Below are 24,336 nucleotides of genomic sequence, written 5' to 3' on the forward strand. Positions count from 1 at the left end.
GTCATGTTAAAAAAAGACTCGCTAATTAAAGGCACGCTTATTTTAGCGGCCGCAGCGCTGGTGGCCCGATTTCTGGGCCTTTTTCAGCGTATTCCGCTTGATTATATGCTCGGGCCGGAAGGCAACGTCGCTTTTTCCGCAGCCAATCAAGTCTATTTAATAGTTTTGATGATTGCAACGGCTGGTTTTCCAAGCGCAATCAGTAAAATGGTTTCGGAGCGATACGCGCTCGGAAGGCCGGAGGAGGCCAAACGGGTTTACCAAGCAAGTTTGGTGTTTGGCGCAGTTGCAGGACTGGTGCTCGCAATCGCGATGTTTACTCTCGCACCCGTCTATGCTCAAATCGCAAAGGAACCGGGTTCGGACTTGGCGCTTCGTGCCATTGCACCAGCGCTGCTAGTATTCCCGATTATTGCGATGATGAGAGGATATTTTCAAGGACGTCAAATGATGGCGGCAGGCGGTTCTTCGCAAATTGTAGAGCAATTTGTTCGCGTTATTTTGGGCCTTTTGTTAGGCTGGCTTGTTTTGGAGTTAGGCTGGGGCGATTTATGGGCGGCGGCGGCCATTACGCTCGGAAGTGTGTTTGGAGGCATTGCGGCGTTGATCGTTATGCTTCGATTTGCTCGGAGGTTGAAACGCCAGGATGCAACAACACAAAGGACATTTAATGGCGAAGCTTCGGCGGCCTTAATGGTTCCGGGAAGGCGCTCGGCCAGAGCAGGAGCTTCAAAAAAGGATTTGCGTTTCAGGGACATTTACAAGGAAATTTTCAAAATGTCTCTGCCGGCGGTAGTCACCTCTATGGCTATTAACGTTATCTATTTCTTTGACGTTACGTTTTTCAAAAGGCTGACAGTGCCTTTTTATACGTATGCAGAAGCGACTAGCGCTGCTGCCGATTACGGCATCAAGGCCATTTCGCTTGCAGGCATTCCACCGATACTTGCGATCGCATTGGGCTCGTCCATTGTGCCGATTATTTCATCGGCTTATTCGTTGAAAAAGATGAATGAGGTACAAAAACAAGCGTCCATGGTTATGCGAATCGTATGTTTTACAGGAGTGCCTTTTGCTTTGCTCCTATCGGTAGCGGCTTATTCCATTACAGGTTTGATTTTCAAAGGACCAAGCGGAAGCGGAGCGGTTGCGGCATTGTCTGCGGGAACGATTCTTCAAATAACGATGATGACCTCGAACTCGATTCTTTATGGCATGGGCATGCAAAAAAAATCAATGATGCATACGATTATCGGACTTATTTTAAAAATAGCTGTCAGTGTAATTCTTGCCCCTATGCTTGGCGTATACGGCCTTATTATTGGTTCTACCGTTTGTTTCTTGACGGTAACGCTGCTCAATCTTCGCAGCATCAAAGGTGTTGTAAAGCTGAAGGTGCTCGGCAAGCGTTGGGTTCCGTATTTAGTGGCCGTAGCTGTAGCGGCTTTGGCGGGCTGGGGCGCGGAGTACGGCTTGCTGGCGTTAACGGAGGGCTGGATCGACAAGCTGTCCTTCTTAGTGGCTGCAGCCGCAGCTGCAATTGTAGTCGGCGGGTTCTACGTGCTGCTGCTAATCATGCTCAGAGTGGTAACCCCGGAGGACGTAAACTCCTTCCCTGGACCACTGCGCAAGCTGTTTAACAAGCTGCTTCGCGTGCTTAATCGTCAAACGGCTTAATGAAAGGTATAGCGAGATGAATTTCTATTTTTTCATAAAGGCTGACTGCGGCTTGGGCCGTAGCGGTCTTTTTTTTTTTTTTTTTTTTTGGTGCAATTTCTTATATTTTTAATTACTTACATAATTTATATCGCTCTAGTACAATAGAAAAAGATTCTATTTTTGTAAAAAAATAAACTAGGGAGAGTCATAGGGATGAGGAATAAGATAAGAGGGGGCAAGGGTAGGCTGGCTTTGCTGCTGCTTGCATTTACGGTGCTGTTTGTTGCGGGATGTCAATCGGTTGGAGGGCTAGATCTAAACAGTATGCTTCACAATGCATTGAAAGTGAAGTCAGTTGAAAGTAATTTTACGATTGAGTTGAATCTGGATTTGAATGAAGACGCGCTTACGAAACAATTTTCAGAAGAGGAGGCTGAGCTTTACAGGCTTTTTTCTTTAATCAAGTTGGAAGTGAAAAATGCGAAGTTGGAAAATGAATCTCGTTTGTCGTTGGATGGGCGATTGATCTTGGGTGAACAATCCGAATTTGACATTGCCTTTAACTTGAATATGAACGGGAGTACAGTAGTTCTTTATTTGGAAGGGGCCAAACAGCCATTTACAATAGTTCTGTCTGACATTCCGTTGTTCGATACGAGCGATTATCCATCTGAAGAAGTACAACAAGCTGCTAAAATAGCAAATGCATATACGATGACTAAGCTGGGCTTTAATACCGTAGATCACTTCGGCGGCTACCTCTTTAATAATCTGCCTAATACAAAAGATTTAAAGCTCCAGACTGCAAATGTCCCCATAAACGGAATGAACACATCGCTGATGCATGTTCAACTTGAAATGAATGGAAGCCAGCTCTGGAGTTGGTTCGAATCTTATGTCAATGCTCTTGCCACCGATAAGGTCGGTGCAGAAAAAATGGTAATCGGAATAGTGGACGTGATGGCGTCGAATCCAGAATTTAAGGAGTTAGCGGAAGAGATGGGCCTGATCGGACCGACCGGGGTTGACGAGACTACGAGAGATGAAATTATCGAAGAATGGATCGATCGTATTTACGAATTAACCGACGAACTTCAAACAGAAATCACAACACTCAATATGGAATATGAAACAGGTGAAGCAAACGAAGATTACTATTCACGAAATGCATTGTTCGCCAAGTCTTTAATGGATACTCAAACGGAGTCCTTGCAGCTGAAATTGGATATGTACGTGGATAACAAACTGGATGTACGCAAGCAGCAATTGCATCTCAATTATAAAGTTGGTGCTGGCTTGGAGGACTATTTGCCCCCTATTGCCGGGTTTACGCTTACTGCGAGCCAGGAACGATGGAATATAAACGGGACGGTCAAAGCAGATGTCCTTGCATCTGTGCCTAATGCCATCTCTTTTGAAAAGGCATCGCTGATGGAGGGATATCAAGCTGTCAAACTGTTTGATGAGAAATCCGATGTGTATCATTTGCTAAAAAACAAATTTCATATTACAAGACAATTCTATCAAGTTTATAACCATCAATATCATAATCCGCTTATTATTTTGCCGGGCTCCATTGCTATAGTTTCGGTAAGAGATGTTGCGAATGCTTTTGGGGCAACGACGACATATGATCCCAAAACAAAAACGGTTGTCATTTATGATGAAGCGACAGATACGACAATCCAACTGGAGAAAGGCAGTAAAACCGTAATGGTTAACGGTGAAAAACAGACATGGCCTGTTGCAGTTACAACGGTTGATGGAAGCACATATGTGGCAGCTCGCAAGCTAGCCGAAGCTTTAGAAGCAAGCATCTATTGGCATCAAATTAATCTGAGAGACCTATCTTATTATGATCCCTCTCAATATGACCCATCTATGTTTGAACCTTTAATGTCGAAGGAAGTCGTAATTTACAGGGAACTATAAAAAAACGAATTTACGATAATTCAAATTTAAATGTCTATGACATAAGGGCTGACTGCGGCTTAGGTTGCAGCGGCCTTTTTGGTTTGCCCGGCGAGTTTCCTACCGGTGTCCTAATTTACATGAGCTGGAACACTCTAGTACAATAGAAAATGATTCTATATTTATTAATACATATATTAGGGAGAGTTGATAGGGATGAGGAAGCGGATAAGGCCGAGCAGGCTGGCATTGCTGCTGCTTGCGTTTACGGTGCTGTTTGCGGCTGGCTGCCAAGCGGTTGGAGGACTTGATCTGAACAAGACGCTGCTGAACGCGATGAAGGTGACTTCAAGCGAAAGCAATCAAACGTTGGAGTTTAAATTGGATTTAAATGAAGATGTGCTTGCCGAGGATTATCTAGAAGAGGAAATTGAACTTATAAAACTTCTTTCAAACATTAAACTGGATGTAAAAAATGCCAAGCTGGAGAATGAATCCCGCTTATCTTTGGAAGGCCGTTTGGTACTAGGAGAAAAAGCGGAATATGACATCGGCTTTAACTTGAAAATGAACGAAAAAACGATGGTTGTCCATTTGGATGGCGCAAAACAGCCGTTTACGTTCGATTTAACGGGCGCTGCTTTATTGGAAGCGAGCGGTTTGTCCACAGAAGAGCAAACGGGAAATAGCGCAGCAACCGATCAGGCATCGATGACTAAGCTGGGCTTTGATATCGCAGATCAAATTGGCGGCTACGTCATCAACAATCTTCCGAACCCGAAAGGTTTGAAGGTTGAGGCGTCCAATCAGCAAATTAACGGTGTCAGCACACCGCTTATGGGTGTTCAATTCGAGATGGATGGCAGTGAGCTTTTCAACTGGTTTAGATCGTATGTCGATGCGCTTGTCGCCGACAAAGCCGGTTTGGAAAAGATGGTGAAGGGAATAATCGGTGTACTGAAATCAAATCCTGAATATTGGGAAGCGATAGGCGAAGCTAACCCGTTGGAGTCGGGAGAGCTTGACGCGCCTACAGCGGATGAAATTGCCGAGGAGGCGTCAACCTTCTTGTATGAATCCATTGTGGATTTGAAGAAAGAGCTGGATAGTGCGGAAGAAGAAAGCGAAGAGTTGTCTATCGATCAATTGCTCGGTGGAAAGCTCAATCTAAAAGTGAATGTATACGTGGATCAGAAGCTGGACATTCGGAAGCAGCAAGTTCAGATTAGCTTTAAGCAACAGCCATCTTCGAATCCAGAAGAGTCCTATCCGCTACCGTTTTCTGGATTTACTCTATCGACAAGTGAGGAGCGCTGGAATGTAAACAGTTCCGTTAAAGCGGATGCACCCGAGGCGACGCCTAATGCCGTATCGATTGAAGAAGCTTCGCTGCTCGAAGGATATCAAGCCGTCAAACTATTTGACGATAAATCCGATATTTACGATTTGCTGAAAAACAAGCTTCATATTACGAGACAAGAGTATTACACGTTCAACGACGAATATTATAATCCGCCCATTATTTTGCCGGGTTATATTACTATCGTTCCGGTAAGGGATGTCGCCGATCAATTTGGGGCAACGACGACTTATAATGCCAAAACAAAAACGGTTGTTATTTTCGACGAAGCTACGAACACAACGATTGAACTGAAGCGCGACAGCGATATCGTAGTTGTCAATGGTCAGAAGCAAACATGGCCTGCATCCGTAACGTCGGTGGAGGGAACCCTCTATGCACCTGCACGCAAGCTTGCCGAAGCATTAGGCGCTAGCATCGCATGGGAGCCATTGTCCGACGGTAAGATGCTCGTCATCGAAAGAGAACTGTAACAACCATACAAACAGTCCTTTAGCGGACAGATCAATCAAATTCAACAGGGGAGGTAGTCAACAAATGAACAAACTGACGACAGAAGCCCAGTTTCGGGAAGCAGTAGGGCGTCCCGAGCTGACAATAACCGTGTTCAAAACGACATGGTGCAAGGACTGCCATTTTATTAATCCTTTTATGCCGGAGCTTGAAGCGCAATATGAGGGGAAAGCGTCCTTTTTTGAAATCGACCGCGACGATCTTCCCGATCTTTGCTCCGAGCTGAACATCCTTGGCATTCCAAGCTTTATCGCTTTTCGCGAGGGCAATGAATTGATCCGGTTTGTGAGCAAGCTGCGCAAGTCGAGAGAAGAGATTGAAGAGTTTGTCGACCGGGCCATCGCGGTGGCAGAAGCGGTGAAATAACTGGAAATCCATGATCATTTTGAAGCAGCAAAAAAGTCCGTATGGAAGGGGCACATTCCCCTCGCTATACGGGCTTTCTTTTTTTAGGCAATAGTTGAAACGTCACATTTTCAACATGGCTTTTGGGGATAGTTATCGTTATAATTGAAGGGTCATATCATACGGAAAATAGGTGATTTATTATGGTAACCGGCCGTTTTCGCGCGTTTGCCGTCGCATCGTGCATCGGAATGCTACTTGTACTGTTAGCCGGAGCTTTAGTTACAAACACCGAATCGGGCCGCGGGTGCGGCGACGATTGGCCGCTGTGCAACGGAAAGTTTGTGCCTGCTTACACGTTAGAATCCATGCTGGAATATTCTCACCGGGTTGTGAGCGGTCTGGAAGGATTGCTTGTGCTCGGAGTATCGATCGCGGTATACAGGAAGTACAAGCGCGATCCAAAAACGTATAAAGAACCGCATTATTATGCATCGGCAGCCTTGTTGTTTACGGTCGTTCAAGCGCTTATGGGCGCTGCCGCCGTTAAATGGTATCAATCGCCACCGGTCATGGCTATTCATTTCGGAATTTCGCTTGTCGCATTTGCGGCCACGATGCTGCTCGTCATTTGGGCGTACCGTAATCGCTACGAGCCTCAAAAAGATTTTGTCGTGCCGAGCTCCATCTTCCCAAGAGCGCTGATGACCTCCATTTTTTGTTATGTGGTCGTATATCTAGGAGCTTTTATCCGCCACACCGATGCTGCCGGAGGCTGCGAAGGATGGCCGCTGTGCAACGGACAAGTGATCCCTGATATGGAGGGGGCGACAGGAGCTGTCTTTATTCATCGCGTAGGCGCACTCATTTTGTCGCTGATGATCGTAGGCCTCTATTTCCATATTAAACGGGTAAGCCCCCAAGGAGCGGGCCTCACGAAGCCTGCCGGATGGGTACTGACGCTTATTATTCTTCAAGTTCTTAGCGGTGCAGTACTGACTGAAACGGTTGGGGAAGAAAGCGTATTTATTTTTACAAGCTTGATTCATAATTTAATTATAGTAGCCCTGTTCGGAATTTTGGTGGATATCGTAATTCGTTCATGGAGGCTTAAGGAAGGGCGTGTCAAATCGTGAGTTTTGCCAATTTGCGCGAGTTTTTGGAAGTATTGAAGCGTGACGGAGATTTGAAAATTATTGAAGCTCCGGTTGATCCCTATTTGGAACTGGCTGAAATTCATCGACGCGTCATTGAACAGGAAGGACCGGCGCTGCTTTTCACTAATGTGAAGGGCAGCCCTTTCCCTGTCGTGACCAATTTGTTTGGGACAAGCCGCAGAGTCGATCTCTCCTTCGGGCCAAGGCCGGAAGAGATTATGAAACAGATTGTTGGCGCTACGGAACGTATTATGCCGCCTACTCTCAAAGCCATCTGGGGAGAAAAACAGCTCATTTTGGATATGATGAAAGTTGGCATGAAGGAAGTTCCGGCGTCTTCGGCTCCAATTACCGGCGTACTTAAAAAGGATCGTCCGCTTGCCGGACTGCCCGCTATTACAAGCTGGCAGGAAGATGGCGGACCCTTCGTCACTTTGCCGCTTGTCTATACGGAGAGCTTGCAATCCCGCAAAAAACATAATTTAGGCATGTACCGGATGCAAATTTTTGACGATTCCACTACCGGCATGCACTGGCAAATACATAAAGGCGGCGGCTTCCACTACTACGAAGCGGAGCAGCGGAACGAAGCGCTTCCGGTATCCGTTTTCCTCGGCGGCCCTCCAGCGCTCATTGCTTCGGCTATCGCACCTTTGCCTGAGCATCTGCCCGAGTTGCTTATGGCATCGCTTATTTTGGGAGGCAAGCTTCCTGTTGTGTCCGATCCACAGGGCGGACATAGGATGCCAGCTGAGGCTGAGTTTGTTATTAGCGGCAAAGTGCCTCCTCATTTGCGTAGACCGGAAGGTCCGTTTGGCGACCACTTTGGCTATTATTCGCTTGTCCATGATTTTCCTGTATTTCAAGTCGATCATGTGTGGCATCGTAAGGATGCGATCTATCCCGCTACCATCGTTGGCAAGCCTCGCCAGGAAGATTATTATTTGGGCGAATATTTGCAAAGGCTTCTTGCTCCGGCATTCCCGATGGTTATGCCCGGGGTGAAAGAGCTATGGGCCTATGCGGAAGCTGGCGTTCATGCGCTTGCGGCGGCGGTCGTTCGGGAATCCTATTCCAGAGAAGCGCTTTCCACCGCTTTTAGCATTTTGGGACAGGGACAGCTTACACTAACGAAGTTTTTGATGCTGACGGATCAGCCGATCGACTTGTCGCGTTTCGACGTCCTGCTTGAGACGGTGCTTGAGCGATTTAACCCGCAAACGGATTTGTTTGTTTTCGATGAAACTTCGCATGATACGCTTGATTATACAAGCGGCAAACTCAATCACGGAAGCAAAGCCGTTATGCTTGGAGTAGGCGAGCCTGTCAGAAAGCTTCCCGCTTCTTATACAGAAGGAAATATTGAAGAAATATCGAATGTACAAGTTTATTGCAGAGGCTGCTTGACGATGTCCGGCGCATCTTACGAAGAAGAGCCAGCATTGGCGGAAAGACTGCTGGAGAGACTAGCGGATCGCGGTACGGAATGGCCGCTTGTTTTCCTTGTTGACGATGCCAACATCGCAGCGGGACAAACTGCATTTTTGTGGACCGTATTCACAAGATTTAATCCGGCTGACGATATATATGCCAAAGCGGATATTCGCAGGCATCATTTCGGCTATCAGCTGCCGATTGTTATCGACGCCCGCATGAAGCCGGGGTATCCGGACGAACTGTTCCCGCGCGAAGACATCGTCAAGCTGGTAGACAGTCGCTGGAACGAATACAAGCTGTAATCGATCCATTTTTTTCGTAGAAAGGGGGGGACGATATGCTTCATTTTATGTTTGGTGAACCGGAAAGAGAGCTGGACGGTCCTTTTGCCGAGGCATGCCAGCTCATGGACCGTTTTGCGGTGATGATGGCTGCGCGCATCCGAGCGGATGGCGATCCATCGAACAAGCTGCGCAAGTTTGAAGTGTGGACATACGGCCTGCGTTCCTCCCTGACCGAGCTGGAACAGAGCCAATACGCTGCCAGCCGATTTAAAGATAAGATCAGCTCTACTTCCGTAGAGGGCATGACAGCGGAAGAAAGAATGGACTACGCCCGGTATGTCTATTTTGATAAAAACAGCTTTATCCGGGTATTTTCGCTCCTCGACAAATTGGGGACGTTTCTGAACGAGCTGCTGGATATGCGTACGGAAAAAATTAAGCCGCATTTTTCTTATTTTACCGTTTTGCGGAATATGAGAGAGCGCAAGGCGCATCCGGAGCTGACATGGAAACTGAACGACATTAAGGAGCAAGGCAAAGAATCGATGAACCGCCTCAGAAAACGGAGAAATATGGAAATTCATTATATGAACTCCGAGATGCAGGACGATCTCATTCAAAGCCAAAGGATGTACGGAGAAGAAATCCGCCTTGAAAATATTGAGCTCCAAGCGCTCGACTTGTCTCGATGCCTTTATATGTCAATTGAATCGCTAAGACTCACTTATTTGTACGCAGGCTCGCTTATGCGTAAATAAGACGGTGTAATCCGGGGAGAGGGTGGATACTCGTGGAGCTTAAAGGCAGGACTGCGCTAGTGACCGGCAGTGCCAAAGGGCTGGGGAAGCGGACTGCGATGCAGCTTGCGGAACAGGGCTGCAATCTCATTATTAATTATTTGGAAAGCGAACAAGAAGCACTTGAAGTGAAACGGAGTATTGAAGGCCTTGGCCTTAAGGCCATTACCGTACAAGCCGACATTACGACGACGGAAGGCGCTCATAGGCTGGCGGACGAAGCGGAGAGCTGGGCTGGAGGCGTGGATATACTCGTTAATAATGCGGGGCCTTTTGTACGGAAACGGAAGCTGTTCAGCGAATATGACGAGGAAACGATCATTAGACTGCTGAACGGCAATTTGCTCAGCGTTATGCTGCTCGACCACAGGCTGCTTCCGGCGATGAGAGAACGCAAGTGGGGCCGGATTGTCCATTTCGGCTTTGGCCACGCAAACGAAGCGAGAGCATGGCCGCATCGCGCCGTATACGCCGCAGCGAAGACGGGGCTCGTTTCTTTTACCAAATCGCTTGCGGTAGAGGAGGCGCCGTTCGGCATCACGGTAAATCTCATTGGGCCTGGCGATATTCGGGGAGCGAACAAGGAGAGGTCCATCGAAGAGGTGGAGCATGAGCATGACGCTGACTCACCGCTTGGCAGACCGGGAGCGGGAGAGGACGTAGCTCGCGTCATCTTGTTCCTATGCGAAAATAAATCGAATTTTTTGACAGGCAATGTCATCGATGTTACTGGCGGATTCGATCCTATAAGAGCTAACATAAAAGGCATGTTCTAAAAAAAGAGTCTTATCTAGGCGGTGGAAGCAGCTTCCCCGTTAGATAAGACTCTTTTGCATTAGAATACTTGAACGACTTCGATTACGCCGTCAACCTCTTCCAAAAGTGCGCGCTCAATGCCGGCTTTCAGCGTGATCGTGGAGCTTGGGCAGCTGCCGCAAGCGCCCATCAAGCGAAGCTTGATAATACCGCCCTCAACATCAACCAATTCTACGTCGCCGCCGTCCCGTTGAAGGAATGGACGAAGTTTATCCAGGACGTCCAATACCTCGTCATACATTGTATCTTGAACTTGTTCACTCATTGCATTCAACTCCTTTCTCCCCTATTATAGTACAAAGTGATTCAATTGAAAATGGATCGCAATCCTAAGTTCAAAAAAGTAAGGTGAATCGTCATGTTTAAACCAATGATCGAGTTTTGCGCCAGCAACATGCATCACGGAACGGATGACATTATGAACCGGCTGGAGCAGGATGACTCCTTTGAAGTGATTGAATACGGCTGCCTTGGTAATTGCGGCGAATGTTATTTAAAGCCGTTTGCGCTGGTCGACGGAGAAATTGTAGCCGCCGATACTGTAGAGCAATTATACGATACCATTATGAAAGCCTTAACTAGGCAGCAAGCCGATAAAGAAGCGCTCGACAAGCTGCTCGATGACCTGTAATAGGTGACTGGCAGCTACGCTGCGTATGAAGCCTTGCTAGCCCATATGGCGCTTAGAGCGCCATAACACGCCGCTTTTGACGAGGCGAGGCACTCTGCCCAAAATCGGGGTGCCGCCCATTAAGCCGAAACCGCTTTTTTTGCCGAGCGAGCCGAGAACGCCTTTAAGCTTGATTTTTCCAAGCTTGGGCGTTTTGTTTTGCCAAATGGCTTGAAGCACTTCGGCGATTTGTTTGCCTTGCGCTCCGGCGGCTTGGCCGCTCGCCGAAAACGGCAGTGACGCGCAGTCCCCGACAATAAACACATCGGTGTAAGCCGGGAGCTGGTGAAATTCGTTCAGAATTAAACGGCCTTGCGAATCTTTAGGAAGATCCATGCGTTGAACAAGATCGACGGGCTGAATGCCTGCGGTCCAAACCGTAACATCGGTTAAAATTTCTCGGCTTGAATTGGCGTCATGCAGCAATCCTTGTTCCAAACGAGTAAGCGTGACATTGCCCCTCATTTCTACATGATGCTCCATAAACCAGTCTGCTACGTAATCCTGAAGTTTGCCCGGGAAAGCCGAAAGCACCTTTGGACCTCTGTCAATAATCCGGATGTTCAAATCTGGCCGGCTTTCACGAAGCTCGGAAGCCACTTCCACTCCGCTAAGTCCGCCTCCGACAATGGTCACTTGACCGTAAGGCTTCACATCATTCAATTGCGCGTAAGTGCGTCTAGCTGCTGAGAAGGTTTGAATGCTGGTCGAATAAACTTCAGCCCCTTCGATGCCATGATACTTATCCGTACAGCCAAGGCCAATGACGAGCCAATCGTAAGAAATAGGGTCTTGGCCTTCGAGCATAACAAGGCGCTGCTCCATATCAACATCTGTTACCTCGCCGTAAGCGAGCTGCAAACGAGGATCGGACGGAAATTTGACGCGAAGCTCCAAATCCGATACAGTTCCCGCCGCAAGAGCGTAATATTCCGTTTTTAACCCTTGAAAAGGCATTCGGTCCACAAGCATAATCGAAACGTCAATCGGCAATTGTTTTTCCAATAATTCATTTGCAAGGGCTAATCCGCCGTAGCCGCCGCCCAAAATGACTAATTTTCTCATGAGTTCCCCAGCTCCACGCTTGTTGTTGTTGGTTGTAGGTAGGTTGCGCCTACGACCGCTTGTTTAATCATTCATAAATTTTGATTTCGTTGTAGAAAGTGTCTCGCTCTACAGGTATGCGCCCTGCTCCTTTAATGAGCCAGATCAAATCTTCTCGGGTAATGCCTTCCGGCGTAAGAGCCCCGGCCGCATGGCTAATTTTTTCTTTGACAATAGTGCCGTGTGCGTCCGATGCCCCCATCGTAAGGGCAATTTGCGTCAACTGAACGCCAATGTTGATGAAGTACGCTTTAATGTGCTGGATGTTGTCCAACATAAGCCGGCTGATCGCAATCGCCTTTAAATCCTCGAAAGCGGAATTGCGGCGGCGAATGCCCGCCCTTGGATTTATCGGCTGCATCGAAAGCGGAATAAAGACCAAAAAGCCGTTTGTTTCGTCTTGAAGCTCGCGAATATGCATCATATGGCGAATCCGGTCTTCTTTGGACTCGATCGATCCGTATAGCATCGTTGTATGAGTGCGCAACCCGAGATGGTGAGCCGTGCGGTGAACATCCAAATATTGAGAGACGTCCGCTTTTTCAACGCGCATTTTTTTCCGGTAATGATCGGACAAAATTTCCGCACCGCCGCCGGTAAGCGATTGCAGCCCCGCTTTCATCAGTTCTTGCAAAACTTCTTTGTAGCTTAGTCCGCTAATCCGCGAGAAAAAGTCAATCTCCGCCGCCGTATAGGCTTTAAGCGTCACATCGGGGTAGCGCTCTCTGAGCGCCTTTAGCGAATCGACATAATATTGGAACGGAACATGCGTGTTGTGTCCGCCAACAATATGAAACTCGCGAACGCCCGGATGGAAATGCTGATCGACATATTCGATCATTTGCTCGCCAGTTAGCGTATATGCGCCAGGATCGCCATCATCTTTGCGGAAGTTGCAGAAAGCGCAGTGGGCTTCGCAAACGTTGGTGAAATAAAGGCTCATATTTTCGATAAAATAAACTTTTTTGCCGTTTTTGCGAAGCGCAACTTCGTTGGCTAGCTGCCCAATCGTTAGAAGATCGTCGGATTCATATAAAAATACCCCGTCTTCGAGCGTTAGCCGCTGTCCATGACGCACTTTCTCGATAATATGCCCCATTTGACTTTCTTGTGTCGGTATAATGACGTTCATGGGAGCCCTCCTTTATCAAAATGGAATTGGGAGTTTGTGAAAAAAATAACTTGAATTAACGTCTAATTAGCTGTAACTATTATAAACCTCACACGTACCACGGGCAACAGTAAAGTCGAATCTGATAGCTGGTTGCGGCGGTAATGCGGCAAAGCGTCAAGGGGAAGACAGCCCTTGAGCAACCGCAGTTTGTGGGGTATACTATGGATAAGTAAGTGAAGGCAGACATCGCTTTGACCTTCAACCTGTACTAAATGGAGGGATGTAGGATGATCACGGTCAGTGAGCAGGCATCTGAAAAAATAAAAGAAATGCTGGAGCAGGAAGCTTCCCCAGATTTGTTTCTTCGTGTCGGCGTCAAAGAAGGCGGCTGCAGCGGCTTTTCTTATGGAATGGGCTTTGACGACGAGCGGAATGACGGCGACCAAGTGATTGACGCACAGGGCCTTCAGGTTGTGGTAGACGCGGATAGCATTAAATATTTGTACGGACTCGTTATCGATTATAAGGAATCGGCAATGGGTGGCGGATTCACGATCGAAAATCCGAATGCGAGCGCAACTTGCGGCTGCGGCTCCTCGTTCCGCACGGCGAAGGATGCAGGCAAGCCGGCTGCTGCGGGCGAGTGCTAATTTGACAAATGAAAAGTGTCAGACCTTTTGTGCAGCGAACCTTGATGGTTCAAAGCGCAAGAGGTCTTTTTCATTTTACTTCACAATAGGGGTGTTCCCTGAATGAATTCGTAGTTTACCCCGACATACATCGTCCAAAGGCCGTTTTATAATGGAAGAAGCGGCATTGCCGGGGGAACGGGCGGCAAGCTTTGGAAACCGGCTTGTAGAGAGGATGTACGTAATATGATCGGTAAGGAAGAGAACGGGGAAGAACGAAAAATAGATGAGCTTTGCGCTTGGATTCGGCAAGAGACCGGCAGCGATTTGGCCGCCTACGGCACAGTAGACCAGGTGAGCCGCAAGCTTGAATGGCGGCATGTAAACGGAGGCATCAGCACAAGGACGGGATTGATCCGACAGAAGGCTTCGCTCGGGTTAACGGGAGCGGCTATTCGGGCAGGCAGACCGCTTAAGCTGGAGCAAGGCTGGGATGAGAGGGACCGTTTTAAGCTAGGAGAGGCTATTTTTATGACGGAAAAGCTGATGACGGCGGCGGCGATTCCTCTTGCCTCAGGGCAGCTAACCGATCAAGCAGGCGTGCTCCTCATCGGAAGAAGGGAAAATATCGGGTACGGTCATGAGCAATTGCAAAAGGCCGTCGAATTAACGAAAACAATAACCGGCTGCGGAGATTTGTTATAATAAAGCTAGACATTCGGCTCAAAGGAGGAATTTGGACCCGATGATCAGACTGCTAATTGTAGATGATCACGCCATAGTTCGCTCGGGCCTTGCGATGCTGCTTGGCGGCCGTCACGGCATTGAAGTAGTAGGCGAGGCGTCTGAAGGGGACGAGGCGATCGACAAAGCGAAGCGGCTTGTTCCCGATGTGGTGCTAATGGATTTGAGCATGCCGCATGGCAAAGACGGATTGACGGCAGCGGCTGAACTTAAAGAGCTGTTTCCGAAAATGGCGATTCTCATTTTGACGATGCATGATGATGATGAATATTTGTTTAGGGCCGTTGCTATAGGCGCTTCCGGCTATATTTTAAAAAACGCGCCTCATGACGAGCTGGTGTCCGCTATAACGACAGTAGCATCGGGAGACGCTTATCTGTACCCAACGGCAACCAAAAGGCTGATGGGGGAATATATGGCGCGTCAGCGGGACGGCAAAGAAAATGGCGGTCCATACGAAACGCTTTCGGAGCGGGAGAAAGAAATTTTGGAGTGGCTTGCCAAAGGCTACACCAACAAAGAAATTGGAGAACAGCTGTTTATAAGCGTTAAGACGGTCGAGACGCATCGAAGCCATCTGATGGAGAAGCTGGGGCTAAAAACGAGGCCGGAGCTTATTAAATTTGCTATGCAGAAAGGATTGTTGAACTTTGACTGACGGTACATCGGATCGTGCGGCGCTTAAGCAGCTTTCGGATGTTAAATTTGCACTCGATGAGTCGTCGATTGTGGCGATTACAAATGATAAGGGCATTATTCAATACGTCAACGATAAGTTTTGCGAAATATCGAAATACAGTAGGGAGGAGCTTATCGGCCAGGATCATCGAATTATTAACTCCGGGCATCATCCCAAATCTTTTTTCCGGCAGCTTTGGCAAACGATATCGTCAGGCGGCGTATGGAAAGGCGAAATTAAAAATAAAGCTAAGGACGGCAGCTTCTATTGGGTCAATACGACGATTGTTCCGTTTCTCGGCGACAGCGGCCGGCCTTATCAATATTTGGCGATTAGAACGGAAGTTACGGCTCTCAAGCAAGCGGAGCGAGATTTGAAATGGATGATGGAAAAAGTAATGAGCATACAGGAAGAGGAGCGAAAGCGGATATCGCGAGAGCTTCATGACGGCATCGGACAAAGCTTGTTTTCCCTGCTTATCTCTATCGACAGGTTGATCGGAGACCAGAACAGCCTAGGAGCGAGCGGCTTAGGGAAGCTGCGTAGCGACGTAGCGGCGTTGATGGAGGATGTGAGGGGGATGGCTTCTGATCTCCGTCCGTCCGTTCTTGATGATTTGGGCGTTGCTCCGGCAATTCGAACGTATACCGAACGTTTTTCGCAACATTTTGGCATTGCGGTGAAGCTGGATTTGCAATTAAAGGGCAGACTTGGATCGCATAAAGAAACGGCGATCTACCGGGTCATTCAAGAGGCTCTAACGAATATCGCCAAATATAGCGGAGCGGATGAAGCAGAGGTGAGCATCGAGGAAAGCGCCACGGAAGTAAATGTCCGTATAACGGATCAAGGCGCCGGATTCGACCGCGACGTCAGCGGCAGCGGGGTCGGTTTGTTCAGCATGGAGGAAAGAGCGCGGAGCGCGGGAGGAACCCTCTTCATCGATAGCGCTCCCGGTCAAGGGACTGCCGTTGCATTGACTGTTCCAAAATTCGACTCATTGTGACAAAAATCACATTCTTTCTTGCTTGTCCGATTTATACTGAGGACATCAACAGAAGGAGTGATGGACATGATGAATGTATGGAGAAATAATCGAATTGTCGCAGGGCTTATTACCATTATTCGAATCGTACTGGGGTATGAATGGATGACTGCGGGGTGGAATAAACTTACGGGGGACAAGGCGTTTGACGCGGGCGGTTATCTCGGCAATGCAGTGGCCAATCCCGTAATGGACAAGGCTACGGGAGAGGCGTTGTATCCCACTTACAATGCGTTTATCGAACATGTAGCTTTGCCAAACGTTAAGCTGATCAACTTTATTATCCCTATAGGCGAGCTTCTGGTAGGAATCGGCCTCATCTTGGGAGCACTAACGGTGACGGCGGCATTTTTCGGACTAATGATGAACTTTATGTTTATGTTCGCAGGGACGGTAAGCACGAACCCATGGTTGATCCTGCTGGGCGTGCTGGTGTTGATTGCGGGAACAAATGCTGGATACTTCGGTGGCGACCGCTTCCTGTTGCCTTGGCTGAAAGCCAATGTCGGCGATAAGCTTAAGAAAAAGACGGGAAATGAAGTCAATGCGCCGGGGACAACAGCTTGAAGAAGGGATAGGTAAGACATGAAAGAATGCATCTTCCATTTCAAAGTGATTCGGGCAGACGAAACGAAGGAGCTTCGGGCACTTATTATGCTCCCAGAGAAGAAGTCGCCGGATATATCGGACTTTATTAGCGCCTTTTCACAGCTCGGATATAAAGTGAAGCTGGAAAATGAGCGAGAGCTTATTTTCGCTCCGGCAACGGGCGGCGACTATAAGCTGGATGTAACCAAAATAGAAATCAAGGGCGAAGACAACGAAAGAGCCCAGCATGACGGGGAATTAAAAGCTATTTTGGAGCATTTGTCGAAGGGCAGCTGGTAACTGAAGGCTACTTAAATAAATAAGGATTGGCAAAGGAACAGCCTGCTTCCAAATGGATAGCGGCTGTTCTTTTTTGTTGTATCCACCGTGTCGAAAAATAAACATAACCAACAAAAATATCAAATTTATATACAAATAAGAAAAATTTGTCTATTCTATAGGTGCAACACTATCCATTCGAATGCAGGGGGTGAGCGAACTGGACCATTTTGAGTGCACCCCGGTATGAAAGGAGGACCGCGACGCGAAAGGGACTTAATGCAGGATCGAGCTATAGTTGGCGGCAGGAGCATCAGCGGATAGATTACTCACAATAGCAGAGTAAAGAAGCGCAGACAAGCGGGCCGGAACTTAAGTTTTCCGTAATTAGTCGATATGTAAGCGTTTTATTTATTAGATAGTTATATATTTATGATGGGAGAGATGGATTATGATTAAGAAGTTTTGGAGTGAAAACGTATGGATGGCTGGGCTAGCTACGATTATACGCATTTTGTTAGGGTACAAATGGCTGGATGCAGGCTGGAACAAGCTAACGGGGGTTGAAACGTTTGATGCTTCGGGATATGTCAACAATGCGCTTGCCAATCCTGTAATGGATCGGGCAACGGGGGAGGCGATGTATCCGACTTACAACGCCTTTTTGGAGCATTTTGCTTTGCCTAATATCGATATGATCAATTTCCTCGTGCCATGGGGAGAGTTTTTGGTCGGACTCGGTCTTATTTTGGGCACATTGACGCTGCCGGCTGTCTTTTTCGGGCTGATGCTTAATTTTATATTTATGTTCTCTGGTTCCGTAAGCATGAATCCGTGGCTGCTGCTGCTCGGTTTTATCATTATGCTGGCTGGAAGCAACGCTGGCCGTTTTGGCGGAGACCGTTTCGTACTCCCGTGGATTAAAGCGACTTGTTCTAAGCTGTTCGGCTCCGGGGCAAAATCGGATGGAGTAACGGCAGGCAACAGTTGACGAGCATGGCAAAGGGCCAAAGGAAGTTCGACTAGTTTGCCGATAGAAGTTTATAATAGTGGAAAGGGTGAGAGAAGAAATTCGCCGCATTATTCGGCGACAGGAGGAACGTTCGCGCTATGTATCGTATTTTCATCGTAGAAGACGACAACAAAATCGCCGCTATTTTAAAAAATAGAATGGAGCAATACGGCTACATCGCCGAAACGGCGACGGCATTCCGGGAGTTGATGCCGGAGCTAACGAAGTTTGATCCGCAGCTTGTATTGCTGGACATTAACCTGCCTTATTTTGACGGTTATTATTGGTGCAGGCAAATCAGGCTTCGCTCCAGCGTGCCGATTATATTTATTTCCGCGCGCGCTGGCGAAATGGATCAAGTGCTCGCTATTGAAAACGGCGGCGACGATTATATTACAAAGCCGATTCAGTTGGAGCTTCTGACGGCAAAAGTGCGCAGCGCACTTAGAAGAGCTTACGGCGAGTATGCGAATGCGGCCGGAGGGGGCCCAGCGGGAGAAGAAGCGGGAAGCGGCTCCTCGGAGCTTGCGGCCTCCGGACTTAAGCTGCACATGAGCCGCAATGAACTGGAATGGAATCAGGCTCGCGTTGAACTGACGAAAAACGAAGGGCTTCTCGCGGAATGTTTGCTTCGGAAGCCGGGGCATGTCATTTCGCGGGAAACGCTTCTAGAGGCGCTTTGGGACGACGTGCAGTTCGTCGATGACAATACATTGACGGTCAATGTAACCCGGCTTAGAAAAAAGCTGGAGGAGCTAGGGCTGCCGAGAGCGATTGAGACGATCCGGGGCCAAGGGTACAAGCTGACGCTGGATGATCGCAGCGAAGGTGAACATCGATGAGCCGCCGAAGAAGAGGCGCCATGATCACCTTGTTTTTGAAAGACAGAGTGCTGCTTGCGCTGTGCGTCATTGCCGTTATCGGCCTTGGGTGCGGCTTATTTTTGCTGGAGCGGAAGCGGTATCCCGGCCTTGTCGATAATGGAACGATTTTTTATTTTATCGTGCTTTCGCTGTCTGCTCTTGGAGTATGGCTAGGGCTGGACTATTTGCGGCAGCGGTATTATTTTAAACAATTGAGAGAAGCGCTGGACCGATCGGATGATTTGCAGGCGGCGACGATTATTCAATCGATGGCAACGGGCGAGCAGCGCCTCGTCTCCAATTTGCTGCTAGACCAGCACCGGGCCTATTTAAACGAGCTTAATAAGCATAGACGAGGGCAGGAGTTGCATAATCATTTTGTGTTTCAATGGGTTCATCATATGAAAACGCCGGTATCGGTCATCGACTTGCACACGCAAGAAGCGCTTCAGCAGCCGCCGGACGAAGCGGAAGCGTGGAAAGCGGTTATGAGCAGCGTGCAAGAAGAGACGGACAGATTAAGCCGCGGACTCGATATGATGCTCCAGACGGCTAGACTCGACAAGTTCGAGCTGGATTTACACGTTCGTAGAGTGCCGCTCCACGATTTGATTAGGGCAGCGGTCAATACGCATAAGCGGCTTTGCATCCGGTATTCCATTTTCCCCAGAATCGAAGGGGAGATTGAAGTGGAGACGGATGAGAAATGGATTGTTTTTGTGCTTAATCAGCTCATCAGCAACGCAATTAAATACAGTAAAGGCAAGCCGGGGGCCAAAACGCTGCTGTTCCGTATGACGACGCTTGGCGAAACGTTCAGCAAGCTTGAAGTCATCGACGAGGGGATCGGCATCGCTCCGCATGATGTGCCTCGTATTTTCGATCCCTTTTTTACAGGGGAAAACGGGCGGACGACGGGTGAATCAACCGGGATGGGACTTTATTTGGCCAAGAAGGTATGCAGCAGGCTCGGCCATTCGCTGAAAGTGTCGTCCCGGCTTGGGGAAGGCACAACATTTATCGTTGAATTCAACACTGGCGGCATCCATGTTATGGACTAGAGCCGTTCAGGTGACAATAATGTAAGCTTGCCGTTTTTAAATTGAAAGGCAAATCGATGGGTTATCGTTTTCCCCGGGGATATACTGGATACATATAGAAGCACGATACATCATTCCGGGGAGGATACAAAAGGTTATGAGCGTACTTAGAGCGCAAGGATTGTCCAAAATATACAGCAGCAAAGGGAACGTCATTTATAAAGCGTTGGAAGATATCGATTTGCAGGTGGAAGCGGGAGAATTCGTCGGCATTATGGGCCCGTCGGGCAGCGGCAAAACGACGCTTCTGAACTTGCTGGCGACCATTGACCGCCCAACTTCCGGAGCAATTGAAATAAACGGGGTAAACCCGACGAAGCTGACCGACAATAAGCTGGCTTTGTTCCGCAGAAGAGAGCTTGGGTTCGTCTTTCAAGATTTTAACTTGCTGGACACGCTGTCGATTAAAGAAAACATCATTCTTCCGCTTGTGATGGAAGGGATGAGTCCGAAAGTGATCGAGGAGCGGCTAAAGCTGATTGTGGAGCTGCTGCAAATCGCTCCTATTTTGAGCAAGCGCACCTATGAGGTTTCCGGGGGACAAAAGCAGAGAGCGGCTATCGCGCGCGCCATTATTCACAAGCCATCGCTTGTGCTGGCCGATGAATTGACGGGCAATCTGGATTCCAAAGCCGCAAAGGATGTAATGGATTCCCTAAAAGATATGAACGAGCGGTTCAAAGCTACCGTTCTGATGGTAACGCATGATCCGTTCTCCGCGAGCTATTGCCAAAGAATCATTTTTATAAAAGACGGAAAGTTTTTTTCGGAAATTCGCCGGGGCTCCAACCGGCAAGCGTTTTTCCAGCAAATATTGGACGCTCTAAGCGTGCTGGGAGGGAATTTCGATGACGTTCCGTTCGCTCGCGCTTAGCAATGTAAAAGGGAATTGGCGCTCCTACAGCGCATTTTTCTTAAGCAGCGTCTTCTCCGTTTTGATCTTTTATATTTATGCGGCTTTTTTGAACCATCCCGACGTTCTAAACGGACGTATTATGGGGGCGGACAAAGTTCGCAGCGGCATGCAGTTTTGCTTGTACATCATCATTGTGTTTTCGTTCCTGTTTATTATGTATTCCAACTCCGCATTCTTGAAGACGAGGAAAAAGGAATTTGGTCTGTTCACATTGTTCGGCATGACAAAAGCTCAGCTCCGCAAGCTCGTCATTTATGAAAATATGTTTATTGCTCTGTTGTCTATCGCAGCGGGCATTGGAGCGGGCATTTTGTTCAGCAAGCTGTTTTTTATGGCGCTGGGCGCCCTTCTCGGCATGGAGGAAACGATTGCCTTTGCGGTGCCGCTCCAAGCGGTTTGGATAACGGCGGGCGGATTTTTTGCTCTGTTTCTGCTCATTTCGTTTTGGACCGTAATTCGGATGGGACGTACAGAAATTATCGATTTTTTGAGCGCGTCAAAAAAGCCTAAAGGCAGCCTGATCTATTCGCCGTGGCTTGTCGGAATCGGCGCATTCTGTCTTCTTGCCGGCTATGGGATGGCTCTTATTATGAACAACGAATCATTTGTCCTTTTGTCGCTTCCGATTTTGATAACGGTCGTAGTAGGAACTTATTTATTGTTCACGCAGCTTAGCATCGTTGTTTTACGTTTTATCCAAAAGCGCCCTTCGCTTTATTACCGGAAAACAAACATGCTTATTTTCGCGCAATTGGGTTATAAAATAAGAGACAATGCCCGTATTTTGTTTGTGGTATCCATTTTGAGCGCCGTCATTATGACTGCTCTTGGGACGGTTTACATTATGCAAATTCAAGGCAAGCAGACCGTGCTGCAAAATTCTCCTTTCTCTCTCGCTTTTGTGGAAAAGGGTTTGCATTCCCAAAACGTGATTGACCGGGATAAATTGACACGGATCGTGAAGGAAGACGGACACCGTTTCAGCAAGGAAGAAAAAGTGATCGGGATCGGACTTGCCAGCTACTCGGCTAAATTAAGCGACGAAGTTCAGCTCGGCAGTTATGAGGAAACGGACTTTTGGCGAGATGCCATGATCATTTCCGCTACGGACTACAATCGAATGGCCAAGGAGCAGGGAAAGCAGGAAATCGTTCCGGAAAGCGGCAAATTGACGTTGATTTTCGATAACTTTTACAAAAAGAAGTATGTGGACGGAACGGCTACGGGGAAAATCAACGGTAAGCCGGTCGAGTTTCCGATTTCGGAAACGGTTGAAGGCTCTGTTATGAACAACTGGATCGATTCCAATAGCGCTACGTTTGTTATGGACGACCTTACGTTCGTTGACACGATTTCGAAACTTCCTGAAGAGGAGCGGCGGGTCTTCTACGGATACGAAATAGTGGGTTGGGAAAAGTCGCTAGGTACTGTTAAAAAGCTGGACCCGCTCGTTGCTCAAGGGTATGAAACCGAAATCGATTTTTCAAGGGTGGAGCGTTTCGCCGAAACAAACGAGATGGTGGCATTAACACTGTTTATCGGAATGTTTATCAGCTTGCTGTTCTTTATTGCCGCAGGCAGCATGATCTACTTCAAGCTGTTTACGGAAATTCAAGAGGATCAGGCTCAGTTCAAAGGATTGTCTCGAATCGGCATGACGCGCAAAGAAATTCGCAGAACGGTCGTTTCACAAATTGCGATCATCTTTTTTATCCCGTGTATTGTAGGGATCAGCCACGCGTTGTTCGCTATGGCTTCGCTCGATAATTTGATGCAAACGTCCAATTGGATGTATTCCTTTGTTGTTATCGGAATCTACGTATTCATGCAAACCGTTTATTTTTTGCTGGCGAGCAGAAGTTATATGAAAAGCATGCTGCGTGGCGCAGCGGCCTAATGAAAGTATTCTAAAATTAAACTGCTGCCAAAAAAACAGAGAAGCAGCAAAAACTAAAAAGCGCAAGCTCTACGGCGAACAGTGCCTTGGAGCTTGCGCTTTTTCTCATTTATGCCCGCTTTGCGCAAGTGTGGCGCATGAGGTTAAACCGATGATCCGCCCCCGGTTAAGAAGACCGGTTCCATGCGGAAATCATCGCTTTGATAGTTTGGATACGTGGCGCAGGAATATGCGATCGATCCGCTCACGTCAAGCAGCGTCAAGCGCTGAGCGTGCTTTGCTCCGGTATCAAGGGCAACCCGCCTCTCATCCGACCAAATGCAGCCGGGCGCGGCTCCCAGCTTGAACGTTGGCGTATGGCCGAACATCACGGTTCGCCACTGCGGCTCGGGGACATTGCTGTCATCCCCGTCGATTTGCGCGCCAAGCTCGTGGAGGGGGCAAAATAAAAAAGGCTCCCGTATTTCCGTCATATCCCGGATCGATTGCTTCATAAGAGAGATTCCCGGCCTAATGCCGGCATGAACGAACAAAATTCCGCGGTCGATTATGCTGATCGGCAGCGACCTGATCCATTTGGCGTATTGTCGCTGCTTGCCCGGAATAACGCCTCTCCCTTTGCCTCTGTTTTTGGTAAAAGCGAGGAGCTTCAGCTCCTGGTTGCCGGGGATGGCGTCGGCGCCAAGCTCCGTCAATTCGCGAACAAGCTCCAGCGTATCCCAAGTGGCGGGATTGTCGGCATCTATATAATCCCCAAGCATAACGAGTTGATCATTGCCGGGACTATATTGAGCCTCTGCCAAAAGGCGGCGAAAACCTCTCTTATGCCCGTGAATATCGGAGATCGCGAGCAATCGCTTTTCCTTTGGCGCTGATGTCGCTTGTTCCAAAGCGAACGGCCACCCTTCATTCTTTTTTACCACTATATAACGTATGACACGAAATGGTATCGGCTATTTTAGCCCGCATTCCATCTCGTCAGCCAAAATCCCGCAATGACCATCGCAAGTCCTGCCGCAGTATTCCATTTCGGCATTTCCTTCATCAGTAAAGCGCCAAGCGCGATGCAAACCAAAATTTCAATGCCTTTGGACAAGGTAAGGGCAAAAGTCAGATTGCTAAAGGAGCGATGCAAAAATTTAATGCCGTAGCCAATCATGACATTCGCCGCAAAAAAGACAGGGAGAAGCTTGAATTGAAACCAAACGGTAGTCCAAAAAGCGGAGTCGATATGTTTGCTTTGATAAGCAAAAATGCCGTTTACAGTTAATAATCCGCCAAACAGTAAAGCGATAGCGTAGATGAGCAGCATGTTAACCTCCATCACTGTGACTATTCGGATATACATCCCGCGATTATGTTTCCCTTGGGAAAACTTTTTAACCGCCGCCAACAGATATAGGAGGTTCCGCTCACT

The 24,336-nt window shown here is 48.0% G+C and carries 25 protein-coding genes; 20 read left to right on the top strand and 5 right to left on the bottom strand.

What is annotated here, in order from left to right:
• Window positions 1-3 precede the first annotated feature (3 nt).
• The 8 genes from ACFQZE_RS22170 to ACFQZE_RS22205 all read left to right on the top strand — a co-directional run bounded on the left by ACFQZE_RS22170 (window position 4) and on the right by ACFQZE_RS22205 (window position 10,239).
• The gene (locus ACFQZE_RS22170) at window positions 4-1,677 is read left to right on the top strand and encodes a putative polysaccharide biosynthesis protein (protein WP_379361201.1); all 1,674 of its coding nucleotides are present in this window, start codon (window positions 4-6) and stop codon (window positions 1,675-1,677) included.
• A 195-nt stretch (window positions 1,678-1,872) separates the two neighbouring features.
• The gene (locus ACFQZE_RS22175; protein ID WP_379361203.1) at window positions 1,873-3,591 is read left to right on the top strand and encodes a copper amine oxidase N-terminal domain-containing protein; all 1,719 of its coding nucleotides are present in this window, start codon (window positions 1,873-1,875) and stop codon (window positions 3,589-3,591) included.
• 195 nt (window positions 3,592-3,786) lie between these two features.
• On the top strand, window positions 3,787-5,403 hold the full coding sequence (locus ACFQZE_RS22180) for a copper amine oxidase N-terminal domain-containing protein (RefSeq protein ID WP_379361205.1): 1,617 nt from the start codon (window positions 3,787-3,789) through the stop codon (window positions 5,401-5,403).
• Window positions 5,404-5,467: 64 nt separating this feature from the next.
• Window positions 5,468-5,809: a thioredoxin family protein gene (locus tag ACFQZE_RS22185; RefSeq protein ID WP_379361207.1), complete on the top strand. Its 342-nt coding sequence runs from the start codon at window positions 5,468-5,470 to the stop codon at window positions 5,807-5,809.
• 182 nt (window positions 5,810-5,991) lie between these two features.
• On the top strand, window positions 5,992-6,924 hold the full coding sequence (locus ACFQZE_RS22190; RefSeq protein WP_379361209.1) for a COX15/CtaA family protein: 933 nt from the start codon (window positions 5,992-5,994) through the stop codon (window positions 6,922-6,924).
• Window positions 6,921-8,684 carry a UbiD family decarboxylase gene (locus tag ACFQZE_RS22195; RefSeq protein WP_379361211.1) on the top strand — a complete coding sequence of 588 codons (1,764 nt, stop codon included), beginning with the start codon at window positions 6,921-6,923 and terminating at the stop codon, window positions 8,682-8,684. The genes ACFQZE_RS22190 and ACFQZE_RS22195 overlap by 4 nt, the downstream gene beginning before the upstream one ends.
• A 35-nt stretch (window positions 8,685-8,719) precedes the next feature.
• Window positions 8,720-9,424, top strand: coding sequence for a Cthe_2314 family HEPN domain-containing protein (locus tag ACFQZE_RS22200; RefSeq protein WP_379361213.1), 705 nt, complete (start codon window positions 8,720-8,722; stop codon window positions 9,422-9,424).
• 32 nt (window positions 9,425-9,456) lie between these two features.
• Window positions 9,457-10,239: an SDR family oxidoreductase gene (locus ACFQZE_RS22205; RefSeq protein ID WP_379361215.1), complete on the top strand. Its 783-nt coding sequence runs from the start codon at window positions 9,457-9,459 to the stop codon at window positions 10,237-10,239.
• A 59-nt stretch (window positions 10,240-10,298) separates the two neighbouring features.
• Here ACFQZE_RS22205 and ACFQZE_RS22210 read toward each other — a convergent pair whose 3' ends face one another.
• Window positions 10,299-10,544, bottom strand: coding sequence for a NifU family protein (locus ACFQZE_RS22210; RefSeq protein ID WP_183559000.1), 246 nt, complete (start codon window positions 10,542-10,544; stop codon window positions 10,299-10,301).
• A 93-nt stretch (window positions 10,545-10,637) separates the two neighbouring features.
• On the opposite strand from ACFQZE_RS22210, the gene ACFQZE_RS22215 reads away from it, so the two are divergent.
• Complete coding sequence (locus ACFQZE_RS22215) at window positions 10,638-10,910, top strand: YuzB family protein (protein WP_379361218.1); 273 nt, start codon at window positions 10,638-10,640, stop codon at window positions 10,908-10,910.
• Window positions 10,911-10,946: 36 nt separating this feature from the next.
• On the opposite strand, the gene ACFQZE_RS22220 is transcribed toward ACFQZE_RS22215, so the two are convergent.
• On the bottom strand, window positions 10,947-12,014 hold the full coding sequence (locus tag ACFQZE_RS22220) for an NAD(P)/FAD-dependent oxidoreductase (RefSeq protein WP_379361220.1): 1,068 nt from the start codon (window positions 12,012-12,014) through the stop codon (window positions 10,947-10,949).
• Window positions 12,015-12,081: 67 nt separating this feature from the next.
• On the bottom strand, window positions 12,082-13,185 hold the full coding sequence (gene mqnE, locus ACFQZE_RS22225) for an aminofutalosine synthase MqnE (protein ID WP_379361222.1): 1,104 nt from the start codon (window positions 13,183-13,185) through the stop codon (window positions 12,082-12,084).
• Between the two features lie 269 nt (window positions 13,186-13,454).
• Here mqnE and erpA point away from each other — a divergent pair, with 269 nt between their 5' ends.
• From erpA to ACFQZE_RS22280, 11 genes are all read left to right on the top strand, one after another.
• Window positions 13,455-13,817, top strand: coding sequence for an iron-sulfur cluster insertion protein ErpA (erpA, locus tag ACFQZE_RS22230; RefSeq protein ID WP_379361224.1), 363 nt, complete (start codon window positions 13,455-13,457; stop codon window positions 13,815-13,817).
• 225 nt (window positions 13,818-14,042) lie between these two features.
• A complete protein-coding gene (locus tag ACFQZE_RS22235) occupies window positions 14,043-14,501 on the top strand; it encodes a GAF domain-containing protein (RefSeq protein WP_379361226.1) in 459 nt (152 codons plus the stop codon).
• A gap of 40 nt (window positions 14,502-14,541) precedes the next feature.
• Window positions 14,542-15,198 carry a response regulator transcription factor gene (locus ACFQZE_RS22240; protein WP_379361228.1) on the top strand — a complete coding sequence of 219 codons (657 nt, stop codon included), beginning with the start codon at window positions 14,542-14,544 and terminating at the stop codon, window positions 15,196-15,198.
• The gene (locus ACFQZE_RS22245) at window positions 15,191-16,225 is read left to right on the top strand and encodes a PAS domain-containing sensor histidine kinase (protein WP_379361230.1); all 1,035 of its coding nucleotides are present in this window, start codon (window positions 15,191-15,193) and stop codon (window positions 16,223-16,225) included. Before ACFQZE_RS22240 ends, ACFQZE_RS22245 begins: the two co-directional genes overlap by 8 nt.
• A gap of 66 nt (window positions 16,226-16,291) precedes the next feature.
• Window positions 16,292-16,831 carry a DoxX family membrane protein gene (locus tag ACFQZE_RS22250; protein WP_379361232.1) on the top strand — a complete coding sequence of 180 codons (540 nt, stop codon included), beginning with the start codon at window positions 16,292-16,294 and terminating at the stop codon, window positions 16,829-16,831.
• A gap of 18 nt (window positions 16,832-16,849) precedes the next feature.
• Window positions 16,850-17,152 (top strand): hypothetical protein, encoded by a 303-nt coding sequence (locus ACFQZE_RS22255; protein ID WP_379361234.1) that lies wholly within the window; start codon window positions 16,850-16,852, stop codon window positions 17,150-17,152.
• A 430-nt stretch (window positions 17,153-17,582) separates the two neighbouring features.
• Complete coding sequence (locus tag ACFQZE_RS22260; protein WP_379361236.1) at window positions 17,583-18,122, top strand: DoxX family membrane protein; 540 nt, start codon at window positions 17,583-17,585, stop codon at window positions 18,120-18,122.
• A 119-nt stretch (window positions 18,123-18,241) separates the two neighbouring features.
• On the top strand, window positions 18,242-18,985 hold the full coding sequence (locus tag ACFQZE_RS22265; protein WP_379361238.1) for a response regulator transcription factor: 744 nt from the start codon (window positions 18,242-18,244) through the stop codon (window positions 18,983-18,985).
• A complete protein-coding gene (locus ACFQZE_RS22270) occupies window positions 18,982-20,067 on the top strand; it encodes a sensor histidine kinase (protein WP_379361241.1) in 1,086 nt (361 codons plus the stop codon). Before ACFQZE_RS22265 ends, ACFQZE_RS22270 begins: the two co-directional genes overlap by 4 nt.
• Window positions 20,068-20,203: 136 nt before the next feature.
• Complete coding sequence (locus ACFQZE_RS22275; protein ID WP_379361243.1) at window positions 20,204-20,980, top strand: ABC transporter ATP-binding protein; 777 nt, start codon at window positions 20,204-20,206, stop codon at window positions 20,978-20,980.
• The gene (locus ACFQZE_RS22280; protein ID WP_379361245.1) at window positions 20,955-22,919 is read left to right on the top strand and encodes an FtsX-like permease family protein; all 1,965 of its coding nucleotides are present in this window, start codon (window positions 20,955-20,957) and stop codon (window positions 22,917-22,919) included. The genes ACFQZE_RS22275 and ACFQZE_RS22280 overlap by 26 nt, the downstream gene beginning before the upstream one ends.
• 143 nt (window positions 22,920-23,062) lie before the next feature.
• Here the strand turns inward: ACFQZE_RS22280 and ACFQZE_RS22285 are convergent, their stop codons facing one another.
• The gene (locus tag ACFQZE_RS22285) at window positions 23,063-23,809 is read right to left on the bottom strand and encodes a metallophosphoesterase (RefSeq protein WP_379361247.1); all 747 of its coding nucleotides are present in this window, start codon (window positions 23,807-23,809) and stop codon (window positions 23,063-23,065) included.
• A gap of 68 nt (window positions 23,810-23,877) precedes the next feature.
• Window positions 23,878-24,231 carry a hypothetical protein gene (locus ACFQZE_RS22290; RefSeq protein ID WP_379361249.1) on the bottom strand — a complete coding sequence of 118 codons (354 nt, stop codon included), beginning with the start codon at window positions 24,229-24,231 and terminating at the stop codon, window positions 23,878-23,880.
• Window positions 24,232-24,336: the final 105 nt, after the last annotated feature.

The organism is Paenibacillus sp. GCM10027627, assembly GCF_042675505.1.
Taxonomy (GTDB): Bacteria; Bacillota; Bacilli; order Paenibacillales; family Paenibacillaceae; genus Pristimantibacillus.